The 19,074-nt window shown below is 70.6% G+C and carries 15 protein-coding genes; 3 read left to right on the forward strand and 12 right to left on the reverse strand.

The features are described from left to right. Nucleotides 1–6: 6 nt before the first annotated feature. From rfbD to OHS57_RS12545, 10 genes are all read right to left on the reverse strand, one after another. Nucleotides 7–909, reverse strand: coding sequence for a dTDP-4-dehydrorhamnose reductase (gene rfbD, locus OHS57_RS12500; RefSeq protein ID WP_328581956.1), 903 nt, complete (start codon nucleotides 907–909; stop codon nucleotides 7–9). Further along, nucleotides 906–1,931 (reverse strand): dTDP-glucose 4,6-dehydratase, encoded by a 1,026-nt coding sequence (rfbB, locus tag OHS57_RS12505; protein ID WP_328581957.1) that lies wholly within the window; start codon nucleotides 1,929–1,931, stop codon nucleotides 906–908. Before rfbB ends, rfbD begins: the two co-directional genes overlap by 4 nt. Beyond that, the gene (locus tag OHS57_RS12510; RefSeq protein WP_041989841.1) at nucleotides 1,928–2,995 is read right to left on the reverse strand and encodes a glucose-1-phosphate thymidylyltransferase; all 1,068 of its coding nucleotides are present in this window, start codon (nucleotides 2,993–2,995) and stop codon (nucleotides 1,928–1,930) included. Before OHS57_RS12510 ends, rfbB begins: the two co-directional genes overlap by 4 nt. Before the next feature lie 219 nt (nucleotides 2,996–3,214). Beyond that, complete coding sequence (locus OHS57_RS12515; RefSeq protein ID WP_328581958.1) at nucleotides 3,215–4,432, reverse strand: glycosyltransferase family 2 protein; 1,218 nt, start codon at nucleotides 4,430–4,432, stop codon at nucleotides 3,215–3,217. 168 nt (nucleotides 4,433–4,600) lie between these two features. Then, a complete protein-coding gene (locus OHS57_RS12520; RefSeq protein ID WP_328581959.1) occupies nucleotides 4,601–6,718 on the reverse strand; it encodes a hypothetical protein in 2,118 nt (705 codons plus the stop codon). 168 nt (nucleotides 6,719–6,886) lie between these two features. Further along, nucleotides 6,887–8,386, reverse strand: coding sequence for a bifunctional cytidylyltransferase/SDR family oxidoreductase (locus OHS57_RS12525; RefSeq protein ID WP_041989832.1), 1,500 nt, complete (start codon nucleotides 8,384–8,386; stop codon nucleotides 6,887–6,889). Nucleotides 8,387–8,869: 483 nt separating this feature from the next. Further along, nucleotides 8,870–10,312 carry a GTPase ObgE gene (gene obgE, locus OHS57_RS12530; RefSeq protein WP_328581960.1) on the reverse strand — a complete coding sequence of 481 codons (1,443 nt, stop codon included), beginning with the start codon at nucleotides 10,310–10,312 and terminating at the stop codon, nucleotides 8,870–8,872. A gap of 136 nt (nucleotides 10,313–10,448) precedes the next feature. Next, the gene (gene rpmA / locus OHS57_RS12535) at nucleotides 10,449–10,703 is read right to left on the reverse strand and encodes a 50S ribosomal protein L27 (protein WP_041989826.1); all 255 of its coding nucleotides are present in this window, start codon (nucleotides 10,701–10,703) and stop codon (nucleotides 10,449–10,451) included. A 14-nt stretch (nucleotides 10,704–10,717) separates the two neighbouring features. Beyond that, nucleotides 10,718–11,041, reverse strand: a complete 324-nt coding sequence (gene rplU, locus OHS57_RS12540; protein WP_041989823.1) for a 50S ribosomal protein L21 — start codon at nucleotides 11,039–11,041, stop codon at nucleotides 10,718–10,720. A gap of 237 nt (nucleotides 11,042–11,278) precedes the next feature. After that, the gene (locus OHS57_RS12545) at nucleotides 11,279–11,890 is read right to left on the reverse strand and encodes a Uma2 family endonuclease (protein ID WP_328581961.1); all 612 of its coding nucleotides are present in this window, start codon (nucleotides 11,888–11,890) and stop codon (nucleotides 11,279–11,281) included. Between the two features lie 127 nt (nucleotides 11,891–12,017). Between OHS57_RS12545 and OHS57_RS12550 the strand changes: the two genes are divergently transcribed. Next, nucleotides 12,018–12,530: a protein-tyrosine phosphatase family protein gene (locus OHS57_RS12550; RefSeq protein WP_328581962.1), complete on the forward strand. Its 513-nt coding sequence runs from the start codon at nucleotides 12,018–12,020 to the stop codon at nucleotides 12,528–12,530. Between the two features lie 22 nt (nucleotides 12,531–12,552). Here OHS57_RS12550 and OHS57_RS12555 read toward each other — a convergent pair whose 3' ends face one another. After that, nucleotides 12,553–13,071: an AAA family ATPase gene (locus OHS57_RS12555; protein WP_328581963.1), complete on the reverse strand. Its 519-nt coding sequence runs from the start codon at nucleotides 13,069–13,071 to the stop codon at nucleotides 12,553–12,555. 116 nt (nucleotides 13,072–13,187) lie between these two features. On the opposite strand from OHS57_RS12555, the gene OHS57_RS12560 reads away from it, so the two are divergent. Together OHS57_RS12560 and OHS57_RS12565 are read left to right on the forward strand one after the other, a co-directional pair. Then, the gene (locus tag OHS57_RS12560; protein ID WP_041989798.1) at nucleotides 13,188–13,595 is read left to right on the forward strand and encodes a YciI family protein; all 408 of its coding nucleotides are present in this window, start codon (nucleotides 13,188–13,190) and stop codon (nucleotides 13,593–13,595) included. Between the two features lie 7 nt (nucleotides 13,596–13,602). Next, the gene (locus OHS57_RS12565) at nucleotides 13,603–14,748 is read left to right on the forward strand and encodes an RNA polymerase sigma factor (protein WP_328581964.1); all 1,146 of its coding nucleotides are present in this window, start codon (nucleotides 13,603–13,605) and stop codon (nucleotides 14,746–14,748) included. Between the two features lie 82 nt (nucleotides 14,749–14,830). On the opposite strand, the gene OHS57_RS12570 is transcribed toward OHS57_RS12565, so the two are convergent. Further along, nucleotides 14,831–18,898, reverse strand: a complete 4,068-nt coding sequence (locus tag OHS57_RS12570; protein WP_328581965.1) for an Rne/Rng family ribonuclease — start codon at nucleotides 18,896–18,898, stop codon at nucleotides 14,831–14,833. Between the last annotated feature and the right edge of the window lie 176 nt (nucleotides 18,899–19,074).

The following is a 19,074-nucleotide window of genomic DNA, read 5'->3' on the forward strand; positions in this document are numbered from 1 at the left end:
AAACTTCTACTGGCCAGTAACCGTACTTCGGCCCTCTGCGGCGAGCAGCGCGGGGAACGCTTCCCCCAGCGCGACCTGCCAGTTCCGCATCGGAATGAGATCAGCCTCACGCCAGCGATCGTGTCCGAGCACGCTGTACGCCGGGCGAGGCGCGGGGCGTACGAACTCGGCGCTGGTCGTCGGCCGCACCCGGTCCGGATCGGCGCCGAGCAGCCGGAAGATCTCCTGGGTCAGCCCGAACCAGGTCGTCTCCCCGGCGCTGGTGCCGTGGTACACCCCGGCCGGCGCGCTGCCCGCGAGGGCCGCTTCGCCGAGGTCGCTCAGCCGCTCGGCCAGATCCACCGTCCAAGTGGGCTGACCGCGCTGGTCATTCACCACATCGAGTGTGTCCTTGACCGCTTCGAGCCGCATCATCGTTCGGACGAAATTGCCGCCGCCCGCGCCGTACAGCCATGCCGTACGGACGACGTAGCCCGTCTGCGGCAGCACGTCGAGCACGGCGCGCTCCCCGGCCTCCTTCGTACGGCCGTAGGCGCTGCGCGGGTCGGTGGGGGCGTCCTCCGCGTACGGCTTCACGGCGTCGCCCGCGAACACGTAGTCCGTGGAGACCTGGAGCAGGACGGCGCCGGCCTCGCGGCACGCCTCGGCGAGCACCCGCGGCCCTGTCCCGTTCACGGCGAGCGCCTGGTCCTCCTTGGCCTCCGCGTCGTCAACGGCCGTCCAGGCGGCGCAGTTGACGACCAGTGCGGGGCTGTGCGCCGCCAGGGCGGCCCGTACGGCGGCCGGGTCGGTGATGTCCAGGGCGGTGCGGTCCAGACCGACAGCGGGCGCTCCGACGGCCGCCCTGCGGGCCAGCAGGTCCTGGCCCAGCATGCCGCCGGCTCCGGTGACCAGCCAGCCGCCGCTCACGCCCGTACCGCCGCGGCCGGGGCGAGCGCGGCGCGCTCCTTCAGCGGTTCCCACCAGTCCCGGTGGTCGCGGTACCAGCGGACGGTCTCGGCGAGGCCGGTGGCGAAGTCCTTGCGGGGCTCGTAGCCCAGCTCGTCGCGGATCTTGGCGCAGTCCACGGAGTAGCGGCGGTCGTGGCCCTTGCGGTCGGTCACGTACTCGACGCTGGTGTCCCAGTCGGCGCCGCAGGCGTCCAGCAGGAGGCCTGTCAGCTCCTTGTTGGACATTTCCGTGCCGCCGCCGATGTTGTAGACCTCACCGGCCTTCCCCTTCGTACGGACCAGCTCGATGCCCTGCACGTGGTCGTCGATGTGCAGCCAGTCCCGCACGTTCCCGCCGTCGCCGTACAGCGGAACCTTCTTGCCGTCCAGCAGGTTCGTGATGAACAGCGGGATGACCTTCTCGGGGAAGTGGTGGTGCCCGTAGTTGTTGGAGCAGCGGGTCACCCGCACGTCGAGGCCGTGGGTGCGGTGGTACGACAAAGCGATCAGATCGCTGGACGCCTTCGCCGCCGAATAGGGCGAGTTGGGCGCCAGCGGGTCCGTCTCGGGCCAGGAGCCCTCGTCGATCGAGCCGTACACCTCGTCGGTGGAGATGTGCACGAAGGTCTTGATCCCGGCGCGGTGCGCGGCGTCGATCAGGGTGTGGGTGCCCACCACGTTCGTCCGGACGAACTCGGCGCCGCCGTCGATGGACCGGTCGACGTGCGACTCCGCGGCGAAGTGCACCACCTGGTCGTGGTCGGCCATCAGCTTGCCGACCAGCTCCGGGTCGCAGATGTCGCCCTCGACGAAGGAGAAGCCGGGGTGGGCGCGCACCTCGTCGAGATTGGCGGGGTTGCCCGCGTAGGTGAGCTTGTCGAGGACGGTGACGGCGACGTCGCCCGGCCCCTGCGGGCCGAGGACCGTACGGACGTAGTGCGAGCCGATGAAGCCGGCGCCGCCGGTCACCAGGATGCGGGTGGGCGTGGCGGAAGTCGTCATGAAGAGATCTGCACCTTGCTGTGGTCGCCGAGGACGAGTCGGTGGACGGACGGGTTGCGGGGGGCGGGGGTCACCTCGACGTTGCGGCCGATCAGGGAGGTCTCGACGCGGCGCACACCGACGATGGAGGAGTCCCGCAGCACGATCGAGTACTCGATCTCGCTGTCGTTGATGGTGCACCCCTCGGAGACCGAGGTGAAGGGGCCGACGTACGCGTCGCAGACGACCGTGCCGGCGCCGATGATCGCGGGTCCCACGATGCGGCTGCCGGTGACCTTGGCGCCCTTCTCGATCCTGACCCGGCCCACGATCTCACTGGCCTCGTCGACCGTGCCCTCGCAGCTCGGCTCCAGCCGCTCCAGCACCGAGCGGTTGACCTCCAGCATGTCCGTGACGTTCCCGGTGTCCTTCCAGTACCCGGAGATCGTCGTGGACCGTACGTCCCGCCGCTGGTCGATCAGCCACTGGATGGCGTGGGTGATCTCCAGCTCGCCGCGCCAGGACGGCTCGATGGAGCGCACCGCCTCGTGGACGGCGGGGGTGAAGAGATAGACGCCGACGAGCGCCAGATCGCTCTTGGGCTTCTCCGGCTTCTCCTCCAGGGCCACGACCCGGCCGTCGGCGTCGAGTTCCGCGACACCGAAGGAGGTCGGGTTGGGCACCCGGGTCAGCAGGATCTGGGCCTCGGGGCGCTCCTCGCGGAAGCCGTCCACCAGCCCGGTGATGCCGCCGACGATGAAGTTGTCACCGAGGTACATGACGAAGTCGTCGTCGGCGAGGAAGTCGCGGGCGATCAGGACGGCGTGGGCGAGGCCCAGCGGCGCCTCCTGCTGGAGGTAGGTGACCTTGATCCCGAACTGCGAGCCGTCGCCGACCGCCTCCTGGATCTCCTCGGCCGTGTCGCCGACGATCACCCCCACTTCGGTGATGCCCGCCTCGGCGATGGCCTCCAGGCCGTAGAAGAGCACCGGCTTGTTCGCCACGGGGACGAGCTGTTTGGCCGAGGTGTGCGTGATGGGGCGCAGGCGGGTACCCGCTCCACCGGAAAGTACGAGAGCCTTCACTATGCGTATCCCCTGCCGAGAATGACGTTGCGGTCCGGGCGTCGCCCGGCAGTCCGACTTTACCCACGATTTCCGGCGCGGCCATGAGCCGTATCCCCGGCAGTGGGCCTTCCGGCCGCCCCGTACGGTCGATTGTTGACGTCAACTCATGCTGCAACAGGCCGACTTGGCTCGCCAAACCGACCCTACGTCAGCCGGCCGGCGAGCACTCGCCACGCGTCAAGCCGACGCGGACGCGCCCCGTAGCCGGGTACGGAGCCGGCGGGCCACCCTGCGGGCCATGGAGGTGCGTCCGACGATCCCCTTCGACGGTTCCACCCGCTCGTCGCCCACCTTCTCGGCCACGGTGACCTCGTACGCGGCGTCCGGGATGCCGGCCTTGCGGCTCCTGAAGTGCGGGTAGGCGAGGTACGGCGTGCGCTCGCGGCCCCTGCGCACCACCTCGGGCACCTTCTTCGCCGTCATGAACTCGACCACGTCCATCAGCACGTCGAGCCGGCCCAGCGCGACGCATTCGAGTCTCAGCCGGTCGGCGACCCGCAGCCGCTTCGCGACACCCGGGGTCCAGTAGCGCTCCATCAGCGGGGCGGCCAGCTCCATCTTCTGCTGTCTGACCTCCTCGGACTCCCGCAGCAGCTGGTGCTTGAACTGCTGGACCAGCGTGACGGTGAACGGCCTGACCAGCAGCTTCTCCGTCTTCGAACCGGGCGCGGCATGCTCGGTGATCAGTTTCATCAGGGCGGCTGCCGACTCGAACCTGTCGACGTGGCTGCCGCTCTGCGTCGCGTGCTTGCCGTCCGTACGGCCGACCAGGTAGTAGCAGGTGTAGTCGGCGACCACCGACACACCGTTGCCGCACAGGAACGCCTCCATGGTGAACACGGCGTCCTCGCCGGTGCGCAGCGTCTCGTCGAAGCGCATGCCGCGGCGTACGAGCAGCTCGCGCCGGAAGAGCTTCTGGGCGCTCAGCGCGTACATGATCCGTGAGTTGTAGATGTTGACGCGCTCGGTCGTACGGGTCCACATCGACCGGGGAGCCACCCGGTTGACGCCCTCCGCCTTGCCGGCCACCACGTCGGTACCGGCCTTGTCCGCCATGGCGACCAGCCGCTCCAGCGCCTCGGGACCCAGGTAGTCGTCGGCGTCGAGGAAGAAGACGAACCGGCCGCGCGCCATGCCCAGGCCCACGTTGCGCGGTCCGCTGGGACCTCCGGAGTTGGCCTGGTGCAGCACCCTCGTCGGGATGGCCGAGTCGGCGGCGAAGCTGTCCAGGTACTCCGCCGTGCCGTCGGTGGAGCCGTCGTCGACGGCGACGATCTCGATGCGGTCGGCGTCCAGCGTCTGGGCTGCCACCGACTCCAGGCAGCGGGTCAGATAGGGCATCGCTTCGTATGCCCCAATGATCACGCTTACGTCAGGAGCTGGCATGTTATTCATCAAATCTCAAGACAGGATGAACGCAAAGTTGGTTGTCCTGTCATCTCCTCAGTCTGTGTGAGGCCTGTCACAAGGGGCCGGGATCACGCCCGCTATGGCCCGTACCGCACGAAAAACCCGGCGGCGCCGTCCAAGGACGGCACCGCCGGGTTCCGCGCCTACCGGGACTCAGCCCCCTACGGGCGAGTCGTGCGAGTTCCGCTCGCTGTCCGCCGACGGGTCGTCCGAGTCCGCCGGGTCCGCCGCCTCCGGCGCCGAGTCGTCGAGACCCGCCGCCTCCTCGGGCTCCGCCAGCCGCTTGCGCACACCCACGTTGCGCACCTCGGCCTTCTCGGCCAGTGCGGCCACAGCGGCGTCGAACTGCTCCATCGACGTCGGCTCGTCGGGACCGAGCAGATAGCGCTTCAGCTCGGCCCTGCGCTCGGTGAGCGGGTCGGATGCCGGAGCGGCGACAGCCGCCAGCAGCTCGTCCAGCTCCTGCGCGCTGTTGGACAGGATCACGGCGGCCCGTACGGCGGTGTTCTGCCGCTTGAACTCCTCGGCACCCAGCGCCGCCGAGTCGGTGACCGCGTACGGCTTGCCGCTCGCGATGAAGTCCGACACCACGCTGGAGATGTCCGAGACCATGCCGTCGGTCTCGTTGAAGCAGTCGTACAGCTTGGGCTCGGCGCCGGTGACGACCTTGTGCTCCCACCAGCCGAAGGAACGCCAGTAGGCGGCGTTCCACTCGTCACGCAGCCGCTTGGCCTCGTCGAGCCGGTCCTGGTCGGCGAGGGCGACCCGCGACCCCTCCGACTCGTCCCCGCCGGACCGGCCGGGCGCCGTCAGCTCGGCGAGCCGCGCCTCGATACGCGCCAGGTCGGCGCGCGCCGCCTCCTGCTCGCCGCGCGCGGCCGCCGCTGCCTCGGCCCAGCGCGGCTCGGCCGCCCTGGCCGCCGTCGCCTCGTTCACCATCTCCATCAGCCGCGCGTGAACGGCCTTGGCCTTCTTGTCGCGGATGCCGGTGAAGGGGTGTGGCTTGTAGATGACCCGAACGGGCTGCTCCGCGTCGAGCAGCCGCTTGACGATGTTCTCGCCGGCCAGCAGCAGCGAGGTGTTGCCGGGGTTGTCGTCCCAGCCCTCCCAGGTCGGCGCGTAGAGGATCGTCGGGATCGGCTTGCGCGTCGTGCCGGTGCCCTGCTCGATCGGGGCGAGCTGCGGGCGGCCCACCTCGACGATGTCGTCGTCACGCACGCCGACGTCGGCGAGCGCGTAGCGGTCGCGGCCCGCCCGTCCCGCGGTCCACACCTCGTCGTACACCTTGCTGTACGGGTTGACGCTGGCGATCTTGTCGCTGTCGCCGTGCCCGATGAAGACGTGCTGCATGGTCGGCACCCGCAGCAGGTGGATGTTCTTGCCCACGTTCGCGGCGTAGAGCGCGACGCGGACCGTCGACAGGTCGAGGTTCATCAGATGCGTGCCGCCGGGGACGCAGATCACCGGCACCGGGGTGGCGGCGAGCTGGGTCGCGATGGCGCGCTCGCGCAGGATGATCAGCGGCCGCTCGGAGAGCTGCTCCATCGTTTCGAGCCACATGTTGACCTGGTACGCCGACTCCTTGGAGCCGGAGAAGTACAGCACCACCTGCGGCTGGTACTCGCGCAGCCAGCCGTCGACGGCTTCGAGCACGTCGGCGGCGGGCGGCACGAGCCGGCTGCGGCGCAGGTACGGCGCGATGGCCAGCACGTAGAGCAGCGCGAGGAGGAGCGTCAGGGCGACGCCCGCGTACCCGAACTCGTACGTGCCGGTCCAGGCGGCGACGAACACCCCGGCCATCATCGGCAGGTCGAGGTGGAGCATCTTCTCGCTGGCCCGGCGCACCAGCATGTTCGGCGGGGCGTTGGGGATCCTTATGGCGTGCAGGTCCACGTTGCGGGTGACGACCGGCATCGTGCGGCGCAGCCTGAGCAGCATCACCAGCGCGCCCTGCGCGGTGTGCAGCGCGTAGAAGATCAGGAAGCCGGCCACCGCCGCGTAGGTCAGCGCCTCACCGGCCAGGTCCAGCCGGGCCAGCAGCAGGACCAGCAGGAGCTGGCGTGCCAGGAAGCGGATCGCGAGACCGGCCCGCACCTTGTCGAGCCGGTTTATCAAATAGCTGCCGCGGTGGTAGAGATACCGGTCGGCTGCATAGGTCGCGATGACCGCGACGGCGAAGAACCAGATGTTCGGAATCAGCGCGGCGAGTATGGCGCACGGGAACCCAAGCCCCAGCAGGGCTGCCGCGGCCAGCTCTGACCGGCTGCCCACGCGGGCCAGTCGAATGGCGGTCGAAATCACGAAGAACCTGCTCCAGAGGGGGTGCCGGTTATTACATAGTTGGCGGGAATTGTGAAGGCGGGGCTTCACGCACTCGGGCCCCTGTGCACGCGAAATCGCGTGCACAAAGGCCCGAAAAGTACAACTTGTTACGGATTATTACACATCTCCCTGACGGTCCAGCACGGCCGCCAGGGCCTGTTCGAAGCCGGACGCCTCGGAAGCCCCGCGGGTGGGGTCCTGTTGGCGTACGTCGATGACGTGCCCGGTCAGTTCGGAGAGGAGCACGTCGAGGGAGGTACGGGCGACAGCTTCGGAGGAGAGCAGCGAGCCCGCGGGCTCGGCGCCGAACGCCTTCGTGCGCATGGGGGTCGCCGTACGCTCCGGATTGACGCAGTTCACCCGGATGCCTTCGCCCGCCCATTCGTCCGACAGGGCCTGGGTGAGATTCACCATGGCGGCCTTGGTGGACGAATAGAGGCTGTACTCGGCGCGGCCCCTGGTGTAGCTGCTGGAGGTGTAGAGCAGCAACTGGCCCTTGCTCTCGGCCAGGTACTTGTACGAGGCACGGGCGATCTGCACCGGCGCCAGGTAATTGACGTTCAGGGCTTCCTGGATCGTCGTGTTGTCCGTCTCGGCGAGCTTGCCGATGCGCAGCACGCCCGCCGTGTTGATGACGTAGTCGATGCGCCCGGTCTCGGAGTACGCCTTCGACAGCGCGTCGTCGACATGCTCCGGATTCTCCACGTGCGTACCGGTGGTGGAGCGGCCCAGCGCGTAGACCGTCGCGCCGTACTGCTCGGCCAGCGCCGCGATGTCGGCGCCGATGCCGTACGAGCCGCCGAAGACGACGAGCGTGCGGCCCTGGAGCAGTTCGCGGTAGGCCGCTTCGTCGGCCTGGCGGGGCGCGGCGGTCGAGGCGAGCTGGAAGAGCTTGTCGGCGATGAAGACGTCGACCGGCTGGGTGACCTTCATGTTGAACTCGTCGCCCGCGACCACGTAGATCGGCACGTCGGGCAGGTACTTCAGGACCACCGAACAGTCGTCGGTGGCCTGGAAGTTGGGGTCTCCGCCGGCGACCTCGTACGCCCTGCGGATGGTGGAGAGCTTGAACGCCTGCGGGGTCTGGCCGCGCCGCAGCCGGGACCGGTCGGGCACGTCGGTGATGAACTCGCCGTCCTCACCGTGCGTGCGGGTCACGATGATCGTGTCGGCGGAGGGGATGGCGACGTCGACGGCCTGGTAGCGGTCGAGCGCGTCCACACAGCTCTTGATCACGTGCTGCGAGAGCAACGGCCGTACGGCGTCGTGGAAGAGGACGTTGCGGTCCTCACCCTCGGCAAGGCCCTCGCTCAGCGCCTCGATGGCGCGCTCGGTGGTCTCGTTGCGTGTCGTGCCGCCCTCGATGACCCGGGAGACCTTGGTCAGCCCGGCCTTGGCGACGATCTTCTCCACGTCGGGCACGTAGCCGGGGGCCATCAGCACGATCACGTCGTCGATGGACTCGGACTGCTCGAAGATCCAGAGGGTGTGCTCGATGACAGCCTTGCCCGCGATCTTCAGCAACTGCTTGGGAATCGACAGGCCCACGCGCTGGCCGGTACCACCGGCGAGGACGACTGCGGTGGTGCGGGGCCGGACTTCATGGAGCACAGACACGGAACGACCTGCCTTGAGACGAGTGGAGGACAGAGCGATGGTCGCACTCTCCGTGACCGTCTCGCAAGGCGGACGCCCGGTGCAGGCCATGCGGCCGATACCGGGCGTTCACCCTCTGGCCAGCGATGTTGCCCGGCGGCGCGACGGCCAAGAAGGTGACCGACACCACACGTTGGCGCGTTCTCCCTGGTCCACGGGGTCCGCGCGGCCGCCGGGCCGCCGGCCGCGGCGGATACGGCACGCGCGGCGACGGGGCCGCGCACGGTCGGTGACGAGACCGTGGGCGGCCCGGATCGTTACGGGAATGACCTCTTGCCGGGGCGGGGCGTACTGCGGAGCGGACGCCACGACGTCGTGGGGACGTCCGGGCGCCCGAACGTCCTGCGGGCGCCCCTGCTCATCCTCCGGCTCCCCCGGCGGAGTCCCCCGGGCGTCCTCCCGGCGGCGTCCCCGGTCGTCGTCCCGGCGGCGTCCCCGGTCGTCCTACTGGAACGGCCGGAAGTCGTCGTACTCCTTCTGCGGGTCGTCCCGTTCGGCGTCGCGGTCCCTGCGGCGCTGCGCGGCCGGCCGGGGCGCTTCGAGCCGGTGGTCCTCACCACGGCGGCCGAGCATCTCGGCGCCGGCCATCATCGTCGGCTCCCAGTCGAAGACGACCGCGTCGTCATCGGCGCCGATCGCCACTCCGTCGCCCGCGCGGGCACCGGCCTTCCGCAGCTGGTCCTCGACGCCGAGCCTGCTGAGCCGGTCGGCGAGATAGCCGACTGCCTCGTCGTTGCTGAAGTCGGTCTGCCGCACCCAGCGTTCGGGCTTCTCGCCCCGTACGCGGTAGACGCCTTCCTCTTCGTCGAAGGCGACGGTGAAGCCCGCGTCGTCCACGGCCTTGGGTCGGATGACGATACGGGTCGCCTCCTCGTGCGGCTTCTCGGCACGGGCCTTGGCGACGAACTCGGCGATGGCGAAGGAGAGTTCCTTCAGCCCGGTGTGCGCGACGGCCGACGCCTCGAAAACGCGGTAGCCGCGGCTCTCCAGCTCCGGGCGGATCATCTCGGCCAGCTCCTTGCCGTCCGGGATGTCGATCTTGTTGAGGACGACCATCCGCGGCCGGTCGTCGAGCCCGCCGTACTGCTTCAGCTCCTCCTCGATGACATCGAGGTCGGTGACCGGGTCACGGTCGGACTCCAGGGTCGCCGTGTCCAGGACGTGCACGAGCACGGAGCAGCGCTCGACATGGCGCAGGAACTCAAGGCCCAGCCCGCGGCCCTCGCTGGCGCCGGGGATAAGACCGGGCACGTCGGCGATGGTGTAGACGGTCGAACCCGCCGTGACCACACCGAGGTTGGGCACCAGGGTGGTGAAGGGGTAGTCCGCGATCTTCGGACGTGCCGCGGACAGCACGGAGATCAGCGAGGACTTGCCGGCGCTCGGGTAGCCGACGAGCGCCACGTCGGCGACGGTCTTCAGCTCCAGGACGACCTCACCGGCCGTACCGGGCACACCGAACAGCGCGAAGCCGGGCGCCTTGCGGCGCGCAGAAGAAAGCGCCGCGTTACCGAGCCCGCCACGGCCGCCCTCGGCGGCGACGTACGTGGTGCCCTGACCGACCAGGTCGGCGAGGACGTTGCCCTTCTTGTCGAGGACGACCGTCCCGTCGGGCACCGGCAGGACCAGGTCCTGGCCGTCCTTGCCCGAACGGTTGGCGCCCTCGCCGGGCCTGCCGTTGGTGGCCTTGCGGTGCGGCGAGTGGTGGTATTCGAGCAGCGTCGTCACGTCCTGGTCGACGACCAGGATGACGTCGCCGCCACGGCCGCCGTTGCCGCCGTCGGGTCCGCCCAGCGGCTTGAACTTCTCACGGTGTACGGAGGCGCAGCCGTGGCCTCCGTTACCCGCGACGACATTCAGCTCGACGCGGTCCACGAAGGTGGTCATGGGGATTGCCTCCAGTACATACGGAAAAACTCATACCGAACAACACGCGAAAGGCGGACCCACTTCCCGTCAGAGAAGTGAGGTCCGCCCCAAGCGCAGAACGTTCCAGCAGTGCTGCCCAGCGACTCAGTCGAGGTCAGGCAACCGGAACGATGTTCACAACTTTGCGACCACGCGCGGTGCTGAACTCGACCGCACCGGGGTTGAGCGCGAACAGCGTGTCGTCGCCGCCACGGCCGACGCCCGCGCCCGGGTGGAAGTGGGTGCCGCGCTGGCGGACGAGGATCTCACCGGCGTTGACGACCTGACCGCCGAAGCGCTTCACGCCGAGCCGCTGCGCATTCGAGTCGCGCCCGTTACGGGTGGACGATGCGCCCTTCTTGTGTGCCATGTCTCGTCAGTCCCTTACTTCTTCGCGGCGGTGGGGATACCGGTGACCTTGATCGCCGTGTACTGCTGGCGGTGACCCTGGCGACGGCGGTAGCCGGTCTTGTTCTTGTAGCGAAGGATGTCGATCTTGACGCCCTTGTGGTGGTCAACGACCTCGGCCGTGACCTTGATGCCGTCGAGCACCCACGGGTCGCTGGTGACGGCGTCGCCGTCAACCACGAGCAGAGCGGTGAGCTCGATCGTGTCGCCAACCTTGGCGGTGGGAATCTTGTCAACCTCAACGATGTCGTCGACAGCAACCTTGTGCTGACGACCACCGCTGCGCACGATGGCGTACACGGATACTCACTCTCGCTCGATACGGAACTCCTGAAGCCAGCCGCCCGCACGGGCCGGGGCCCGAGACGATCCTGAAAGGGAGAGCGGCCTCCCCCGAAGGCCCGGGAGCCGAGGGCTCCGGAATTCCGGGAGGTAGGTGCTCAGGAGTGGACGTGCATAGACACGCCGAAGGTTCAGGGTACGGGGCGCCGGTACGGGGGGTCAAACCAGCCCTCGGAGCCCCTGGGCCTGGTGCTCTCAGCGCACCCAGCCCATGAGCGGCTCGGTGTCCAGCCGGATCCCGACGGGCGCGGGAAGCTCGACGGCCTTGCCGAACGGGATCCGGTCGGACCGCTCGTACCGCACGCCGTCCGGCACGCTGTGCACGATCACCTCGCAGCTGTCCCTGTCGATCAGGGCATAGACCGGGATCCCGGTCTCGGCATAGGCGCGCGGCTTCTCGACGCGGTCGCGCCGGTCCGTGTCGGAGTCGGAGTCGGAGTCGGAGTCGGAGTCGGAGTCGTACGAGGTGACCTCGACAACCATGAGTGCGGGGCCGGCATCGGCCCACTCTCCGTGCCCGACGAACACGTCGGCGGGCGCCAGCACGCCGTCGGGCCGCGCATGTCCCGTGCGGTAGGTCTCGACACGCAGCCCCTGGTCATGGACCCACAGCTCAGGGCCCGCCTGGATGCAGATCCGGGTCAGCCACTGAATGATCCGGCCGTGATCGCCGTCCGGAACCGGCTTGACTCCCAGTTTTCCGTGGATCAGCTCCGGCCTGAGCTCTTCCGCCTCCCGCGCGAGCGATCGGGCCACGGCTTCGAACTGCTCCGACAGCAGGTGCGGCCGGTCTGCGATCGCGGTCACGACGCCTCTCTCCTCCTGCGGCTCAGGGAACGCGGTCCGGGTCCCTCCGCTCTTCAGAATACGGACCGGGAACGGGAACGGCGGATCGTGTCGTTACCTCGATGAGCCGGGCGGCGAAGGAGCATGAGTGAACACGCGCCAGAAGGACCACGTCCCCGCCCCCCGAACCCGCTGGGACGAGATCAGGCCGGGCCTCTGGATGGGCGGCCATGTCTGGACGGACACCACGGGCCTGCTGCGGCCCGTGGTGGTCACGGACGAGTTCGACCTGGTCGTCAGCGCCTTCACCCGCCCGGACCACGGCCCCGACCCGGGCGTGGACCACCTGGTCGGCGAGATCCCCGACGCCTCCCTCACCCCGCCCCAGATCCGCACGGTGCAGACCCTGGCCACGACGACGGCGGACGCGGTACGCGACGGCAGGACCGCCCTCGTCCGCTGCTACTCGGGCTACAACAGGTCCGGCCTGATCGTGGCCCAGACGCTGATGGAGCTGGACGGCCTGGAGGCCGAAGAAGCAATCGACCTGATCCGCCGCCGCCGCTCGTCGTGGGCGTTCAACAACGGCCTGTTCGAGCACTACCTGACGACGGGCCTGGACATCACGTACGTACTGACGGACCTGAACCTCCCGGACTGACACCCGCCGCTCCGGCAGTCGGTCAGAGCGCCGCCAGCCACGCCGCCGTCTCGTCCGGGTGGCCGAAGCGGTGGACGGCGAGCGGGGCGAAGCGGGGATCGCTTGCGCGGCGGTGGATTTCGGCGCGGCGCGGGGCGTGTTGGGACCAGGCCCACCACACCGGGTGTTCGCGGCTCAGCCAGCCCCTCCACGTTTCCCTGTTGCCGCCGAAGATCCGCTCGCGCGTGACGGTGCGGCGCAGCGACCGGCGCAGGACGCGGGGCATGATGGCGCGCTTCGGATAGTCGAGCCAGACGACCGTGTCGGCCCGGTCCCACAGCAGGTCACGGACCTCCGGGTAGCCGAGGGAGTCCACGATCCAGCGGGACCCGGCGGTGAGCCGTGACACGTCTTCGGCGAACGTCTCGTTCGTCGCCCAGTCGGGGCCCGTGAAGTGGAGCGCGTCCATCTCGTGGTAGGTCAGGTCCAGACGGCCGGCCAGCGCTCGGGCGAGCGTCGATTTGCCCGCGCCGGTGACCCCCACCACCAAGATCCGTTCCACCCGCCGCACCCCAGAACAATTTTCTCGCGCGACCATGTCGAGAACCCGTGGCCCGCTCCGTCCCTGCTGTGAACGCGACCAGAATGGGTCGCACGCCGGCACCGAGGAGAACCATCATGGCCAAGTACCTGCTGCTCAAGCATTACCGTGGCGCTCCGGCCGCGGTCAACGACGTTCCCATGGAGAAGTGGACGCCGGACGAGGTCATCGACCACGTCCAGTACATGAAGGACTTCGCGGCCCGTCTTGAGGAGACCGGCGAGTTCGTCGACAGCCAGGCGCTCTCCCCCAAGGGGACGTTCGTCCAGTACGGCGGCGAGGGGCGTCCGCCCGTCACCGACGGTCCGTTCGCCGAGACCAAGGACCTCATCGCCGGCTGGATGGTGATCGACGTCGACAGCTACGAGCGCGCCGTCGAGCTGGCCGGGGAGCTGTCGGCCGCGCCCGGGGCGGGCGGGAAGCCGATCCACGAGTGGCTCGAACTGCGCCCGTTCCTGGGCGCGGCACCCACCGTCACGGAGTGAGCCGTACGTGAACGAGGTACTGCTCCGGAGCCTGACGCCGAGCGTCCTCGGCATCCTCGTCCGCCGCGGAGCCGACTTCGCGGCGGCCGAGGACGCCGTACAGGACGCGCTGGTCGAGGCGGTACGCGTCTGGCCGGCCGATCCTCCGCGCGACGCGAAGGGCTGGCTGGTCACCGTGGCGTGGCGCCGGTTCCTCGACGCGACGCGGGCGGACACCGCCCGCCGCCGGCGCGAGAACGTCGTGGACGAAGAACCGGCGCCCGGGCCCGCGCCGGAGGTGGACGACTCGCTCCAGCTCTACTTCCTGTGCGCCCACCCGTCGCTGACACCGTCGTCCGCCGTCGCGCTCACCCTGCGCGCCGTCGGCGGGCTCACCACACGCCAGATCGCCCAGGCGTACCTCGTGCCCGAGGCGACCATGGCGCAGCGCATCAGCCGGGCCAAGCGCACGGTCTCCGGCGTACGGTTCGACCAGCCCGGCGATGTCGCGACGGTGCTGCGTGTCCTCTACCTGGTCTTCAACGAGGGCTACTCGGGCGACGTCGACCTCGCCGCCGAGGCGATCCGGCTCACCCGGCAGCTCGCGGCGGGGATCGACCACCCCGAGGTGGCGGGGCTGCTCGCGCTGATGCTGCTCCACCACGCCCGCCGCGCCGCCAGGACCGCCGCCGACGGCAGCCTGGTGCCGTTGGCCGAGCAGGACCGTGGCCGCTGGGACACCAGGTCGATCGCCGAGGGCGTCGAGATCCTGCAGACGGCCCTCGCGCGCGACCGGTTGGGCGAGTTCCAGGCGCAGGCGGCCATCGCGGCGCTCCACGCGGACGCGCGCACGGCCGAGGAGACCGACTGGGTGCAGATCGTGGAGTGGTACGACGAACTCGCCGCGCTGACCGACAGCCCGGTCGTCCGCCTCAACCGCGCGGTCGCCGTGGGCGAGGCGGACGGCCCCCGCGCGGGCCTGGCGGCGCTCGATGCACTGGACGACACACTCCCCCGCCACACCGCGGTGGCCGCGTACCTCCACGAACGCGACGGCGACCTGACCACGGCGGCAAAGCTCTACGCGGAGGCCGCGAAGAAGGCCCCCACCCTGGCGGAACGCACCCACCTGACCCGCCAGGCAGCCCGCCTCAACTCCCGCCGCCCCCACTGACAACTCGCAGTTCGCCCGAAACAGAACGGTGCCCCGCCCTGTATGTGACAGGACGGGGCACCGGGGAGGTACTACCGAAGGCTCAGTCTTCGGTCGGTGCTGACACGCTCGGTGACGACGTCTGCTCGGCCGCCGAGGTCTTCTTCGACGCCGACTTGGCCGTCTTCTTGACGGTCGTCTTCTTGGTCGCCGCCTTCTTGGCCGTCGTCGTCTTCTTGGCGGCGGCCTTCTTCGCCGGGGCCTTCTTCGCCGTGGCCTTGCGGGCCGTCTTCTTGGCCGGGGCCGCGGCCGGAGCCTCGGACTCGGCTGCGGCGACGCCTGCGGGTTCGGCTTCCGGCGTGGGCTCGGTCGACGCTGCCACCACCACGACCGCCGCTTCCTCGGCGCCCGAGGGCGAGCCGGCGGGTGCGGTGGCCTTGCGGGTCGCGCGGCGGCGGGCCCTCGGCGGGGCGGCCACGGGGGCCTCCTCGGCCTCGGGAGCGGCCACGGGGGCTTCCGGAGCCGCCGGGGCGGGCTCCTCGGCCACGACCGGGACGACCACCTCGGCGGCCGTCTCGGCGTCCGCCGCCTTCGGCGAACCGGCCGGGGCCGTCGCCTTACGCGTCGCCCTGCGGCGGCCACGGCCGCGCGGCGCCGGCTCCTCGGCGGGAGCCTCCGGCTCGACGTCGGCCACGGGGGCCACCGGGGCCGGGGGCTCGGTGACGACCTCGGCCTCCACCGGCTCGGCCGTCCGCGGCGAACCGGCCGGGGCCGACGCCTTGCGGGACGCCCTGCGGCGGCCGCGGCCACGCGCCGAAGCCTCCGCCTCGGCCACGCTGTTGAACAGTTCCTCGTCCGGCGCGAACTCGGGCTCGGCGAACGGGACCGGGGTCGCCACCTCGGCGGCCAGCTCGGCCTCGGACTCCGTCTCCAGCTCGGGCTCGGTCAGGACGTCCGTGTACTCGTGCTCGTGGTCGTGGTCCGCACCCGAGGAACCGCCACGGCCGCGCTTCTTGGAGCGCTTGCCGTTGCCGCCGCCACCGGACGCCGTCGGCATCTCCATGTGGACGATGACGCCACGGCCGTTGCAGTGCACGCAGGTCTCGGAGAACGACTCCAGCAGCCCCTGGCCGACCCGCTTACGGGTCATCTGGACCAGGCCCAGCGAGGTCACCTCGGCGACCTGGTGCTTCGTACGGTCCCTGCCGAGGCATTCGAGCAGCCGGCGCAGCACCAGGTCCCTGTTGGACTCCAGCACCATGTCGATGAAGTCGATGACGACGATGCCGCCCAGGTCACGCAGGCGCAGCTGGCGGACGATCTCCTCGGCCGCCTCCAGGTTGTTCCTGGTGACGGTCTCCTCCAGGTTGCCGCCCTGGCCGGTGAACTTGCCGGTGTTGACGTCGACCACGACCATGGCCTCGGTCTTGTCGATCACCAGCGAACCACCGCTCGGCAGCCAGACCTTGCGGTCGAGCGCCTTCATCAGCTGCTCGTCGATGCGGTACGTCGCGAAGACGTCCACCTCGCTCGTCCAGCGCGTCAGCCGGTCGGTGAGGTCGGGGGCGACGTGCTCGACGTAGCCGTGGATCGTCTCCCACGCCTCGTCGCCGCTGACGATGACCTTGGTGAAGTCCTCGTTGAAGATGTCGCGGACGACCCGGACGGTCATGTCCGGCTCGCCGTAGAGCAGCGTGGGGGCGTTGCCGCCGCCCTTCGTCTTCTTCTTGATCTCTTCCCACTGGCCCTGCAGCCGCTCGACGTCGCGGCGCAGCTCGTCCTCGCTGGCGCCCTCGGCGGCGGTACGGACGATGACGCCCGCGTCCTCGGGGACGATCTTCTTGAGGATCGTCTTGAGCCGGGAGCGCTCGGTGTCGGGCAGCTTGCGGCTGATCCCGGTCATCGAGCCCTCGGGCACGTAGACGAGGTAGCGGCCAGGCAGCGACACCTGGCTCGTCAGACGCGCGCCCTTGTGGCCGATCGGGTCCTTCGTCACCTGGACGAGGACCGACTGGCCCGACTTGAGCGCGGTCTCGATACGGCGCGGGCCGTTGGCCATGCCCAGCGCCTCGAAGTTGACCTCACCGGCGTACAGGACGGCGTTGCGTCCCTTGCCGATGTCGACGAAGGCGGCCTCCATGGACGGCAGTACGTTCTGCACCTTGCCCAGGTAGACGTTGCCGACGTAGCTGGTGGCCTGCTCCTTGTTGACGTAGTGCTCCACGAGCACGTTGTCCTCAAGGACGCCGATCTGGGTGCGCTCGCCGTTCTGGCGGACGACCATGACGCGCTCGACGGCCTCGCGGCGGGCGAGGAACTCCGCCTCGGTGATGATCGGCACCCGGCGGCGGCCCTGCTCGCGGCCTTCGCGGCGGCGCTGCTTCTTGGCCTCCAGACGGGTCGAGCCCTTGATGGACTGCACCTCGTCCGAGCTGGTGCTGTGCTCCCTGTCGCGTTCGCGCTCTTCCTTCTTGCGCGGCTCGCGGACCTTGACGACGGTGCGCTCGGGGTCGTCGGCGCCGTTGCCGCTCTCGGCCTCGCCACCGCCGTCACCGCTGCGGCGACGGCGACGACGCCTGCGCCTGCTGCTGGACGAGCCGCCACCGGAGGATTCGGCGTCGTGGTCGTCGTTGTCGTCGGGCTCGTCGTGGTCGTCCGCTTCGTCGGACTGCTCGGCGCGGTCGGAACGTCCGCCGTCGTCGGCGTGGTCCGTCCGGTCCGCGTGGTCCGCGTGGTCGTCCGACTGCTCGTCCTGCGACTCGTCCGCGTCGGCTGCCTCACCGCGACGGCGGCGACGGCCGCCCCTGCGGCGGCGGCGCGACGGGCGGTCCTCGTACTCGTCGGTGTCGTCGGCGTCCTGGGCCTGCTCGTCCTCGTCGCCCGCTTCGTCCACGGGCTCCTGCGGCGTCTCCTGGACGGGCTGCGGGGCCTCCACCGGCTCGGCGGCGGCCTCACCACGGCGGCGGCGCCTGCTGCGGCGGCCCGACGGCTCGGCGGCGGGTTCGGGGGTGGCGGCGGCCGGTGTCCGGGCCGCCTCGTCGTGCTCGTCCGTGGGCTCGTCGTCCGAACCGCCCGCCGCGGCGGCTGCCGCAGCGGTCTCCGGGGTCTGGAACATCGGCTCGGTGAAGACGGGGGCCTGGAAGACGGCCACCGCGGGCCGGGCGGAGCGCCGGCGCGAACGCTCGGGCGCCGCCTCGGTCTCCCTGGCGGGCGCGGCCTTCGCCGGCGCGGCCTTCGCCGGCGCCGCTGCGGGCGTCACGGACTCGGCGGCGGGCTCGGGGCTGGTCTCGGGGGCCGCGGCCCTGCGGCGCGTACGGCCACGGGTGGCGGCCTTGCTGGCCGCCTCGACCTGCGGTGCGTCGGCGCTGATCTGCGCCACGGCGTCCTCGGGCAGGCTCTCGCCCGCCGCGACGCTCTCGCCTGCGGCGGCGCTCTCCTCCGGCTGCGGCGCACCGGCGGGCGCGGTGGCCCTGCGGGTGGCGCGGCGCCGGGCACGCGGCGCGGGAGCGGCCTCTTCGGCGCTCTCCTCGGCGGCGGGCGCGGGCTCGGCGATCTCCGCCGTCACCACGGGCTCCGCCGGCTCGGCGGTCACCTCGGGCGCCGCTGTCTTACGGGTGGCACGGCGCCGGGCACGCGGCGCGGGGGCCTCGGCCGGAGCTTCGGCGGCTTCCGCCGGGGCCTTCGTGGCGGCCGTCTCTTCGGCCTGCTCGGCGACGGTGTCGGCAGCGGCGGCCGGGGCCGCCGTCTTACGGGTCGCGCGGCGCCTGGCGCGCGGCGCCGGTGTCTCGTCGGCGCTGTCCGAAGCGGGCTGCTCGGCGGCGCTGTCGACCGCTGCGGGCTGGCTCACGGCCTGCTCGGCGGCGGGCTCGGCGACCGGTTCGGGAGCCGCTGCCTTACGGGTGGCTCGGCGCCGGGCACGCGGCGCGGGTGTCTCCTCGGCCGCGGGAGCCGCCGGATTCTCGCCGGGCTGGTCGCCCGCCGCTGGCGGCACGGTCTCGGACACGCTCGCGCCGGTCGCCTCGGCGGCCGAGGCCGTCCCGGACGGCGGTCCCGCGGGGCGGGAAGCCGCGCGGCGCCTGCGCCGCGGCGGCAGCGTGTCGCTGGGGGTGTTGTTGTCGTTCTCGCTGTTCTCGTTCCCGGCGTTACCGGGCGAAGTCGAGTCAATGGGCATGCGGGCGGTTCTCCCGTCACGCTCCCGGGCGCCGCGCCTGATTCCGGTCCGGCCGCGGCCCGCGCGATGCGCGGATTGCCGCCGTCCGGGGCGCGGGCGCCGCACGGGAGCTGCTGTGTCTGGCTCGCCGGTTCCCTACGCGGTTACGTACGGCCTGGCGAAAGTCTTCTGGTCTG

The sequence above is a fragment of the Streptomyces sp. NBC_00370 genome, assembly GCF_036084755.1.
In the GTDB taxonomy this organism is placed as follows: domain Bacteria; phylum Actinomycetota; class Actinomycetes; order Streptomycetales; family Streptomycetaceae; genus Streptomyces.

Excerpts from the sequence above, each read along its gene's own strand:
- rfbB (WP_328581957.1), bottom strand. The coding sequence starts at position 1,931 with ATGACGACTTCCGCCACGCCCACCCGCATCCTGGTGACCGGCGGCGCC.
- OHS57_RS12515 (WP_328581958.1), bottom strand. The coding sequence starts at position 4,432 with ATGAATAACATGCCAGCTCCTGACGTAAGCGTGATCATTGGGGCATAC.
- obgE (WP_328581960.1), bottom strand. The coding sequence starts at position 10,312 with ATGACCACCTTCGTGGACCGCGTCGAGCTGAATGTCGTCGCGGGTAAC.
- rpmA (WP_041989826.1), bottom strand. The coding sequence starts at position 10,703 with ATGGCACACAAGAAGGGCGCATCGTCCACCCGTAACGGGCGCGACTCG.
- OHS57_RS12560 (WP_041989798.1), top strand. The coding sequence starts at position 13,188 with ATGGCCAAGTACCTGCTGCTCAAGCATTACCGTGGCGCTCCGGCCGCG.
- OHS57_RS12570 (WP_328581965.1), bottom strand. The coding sequence starts at position 18,898 with ATGCCCATTGACTCGACTTCGCCCGGTAACGCCGGGAACGAGAACAGC.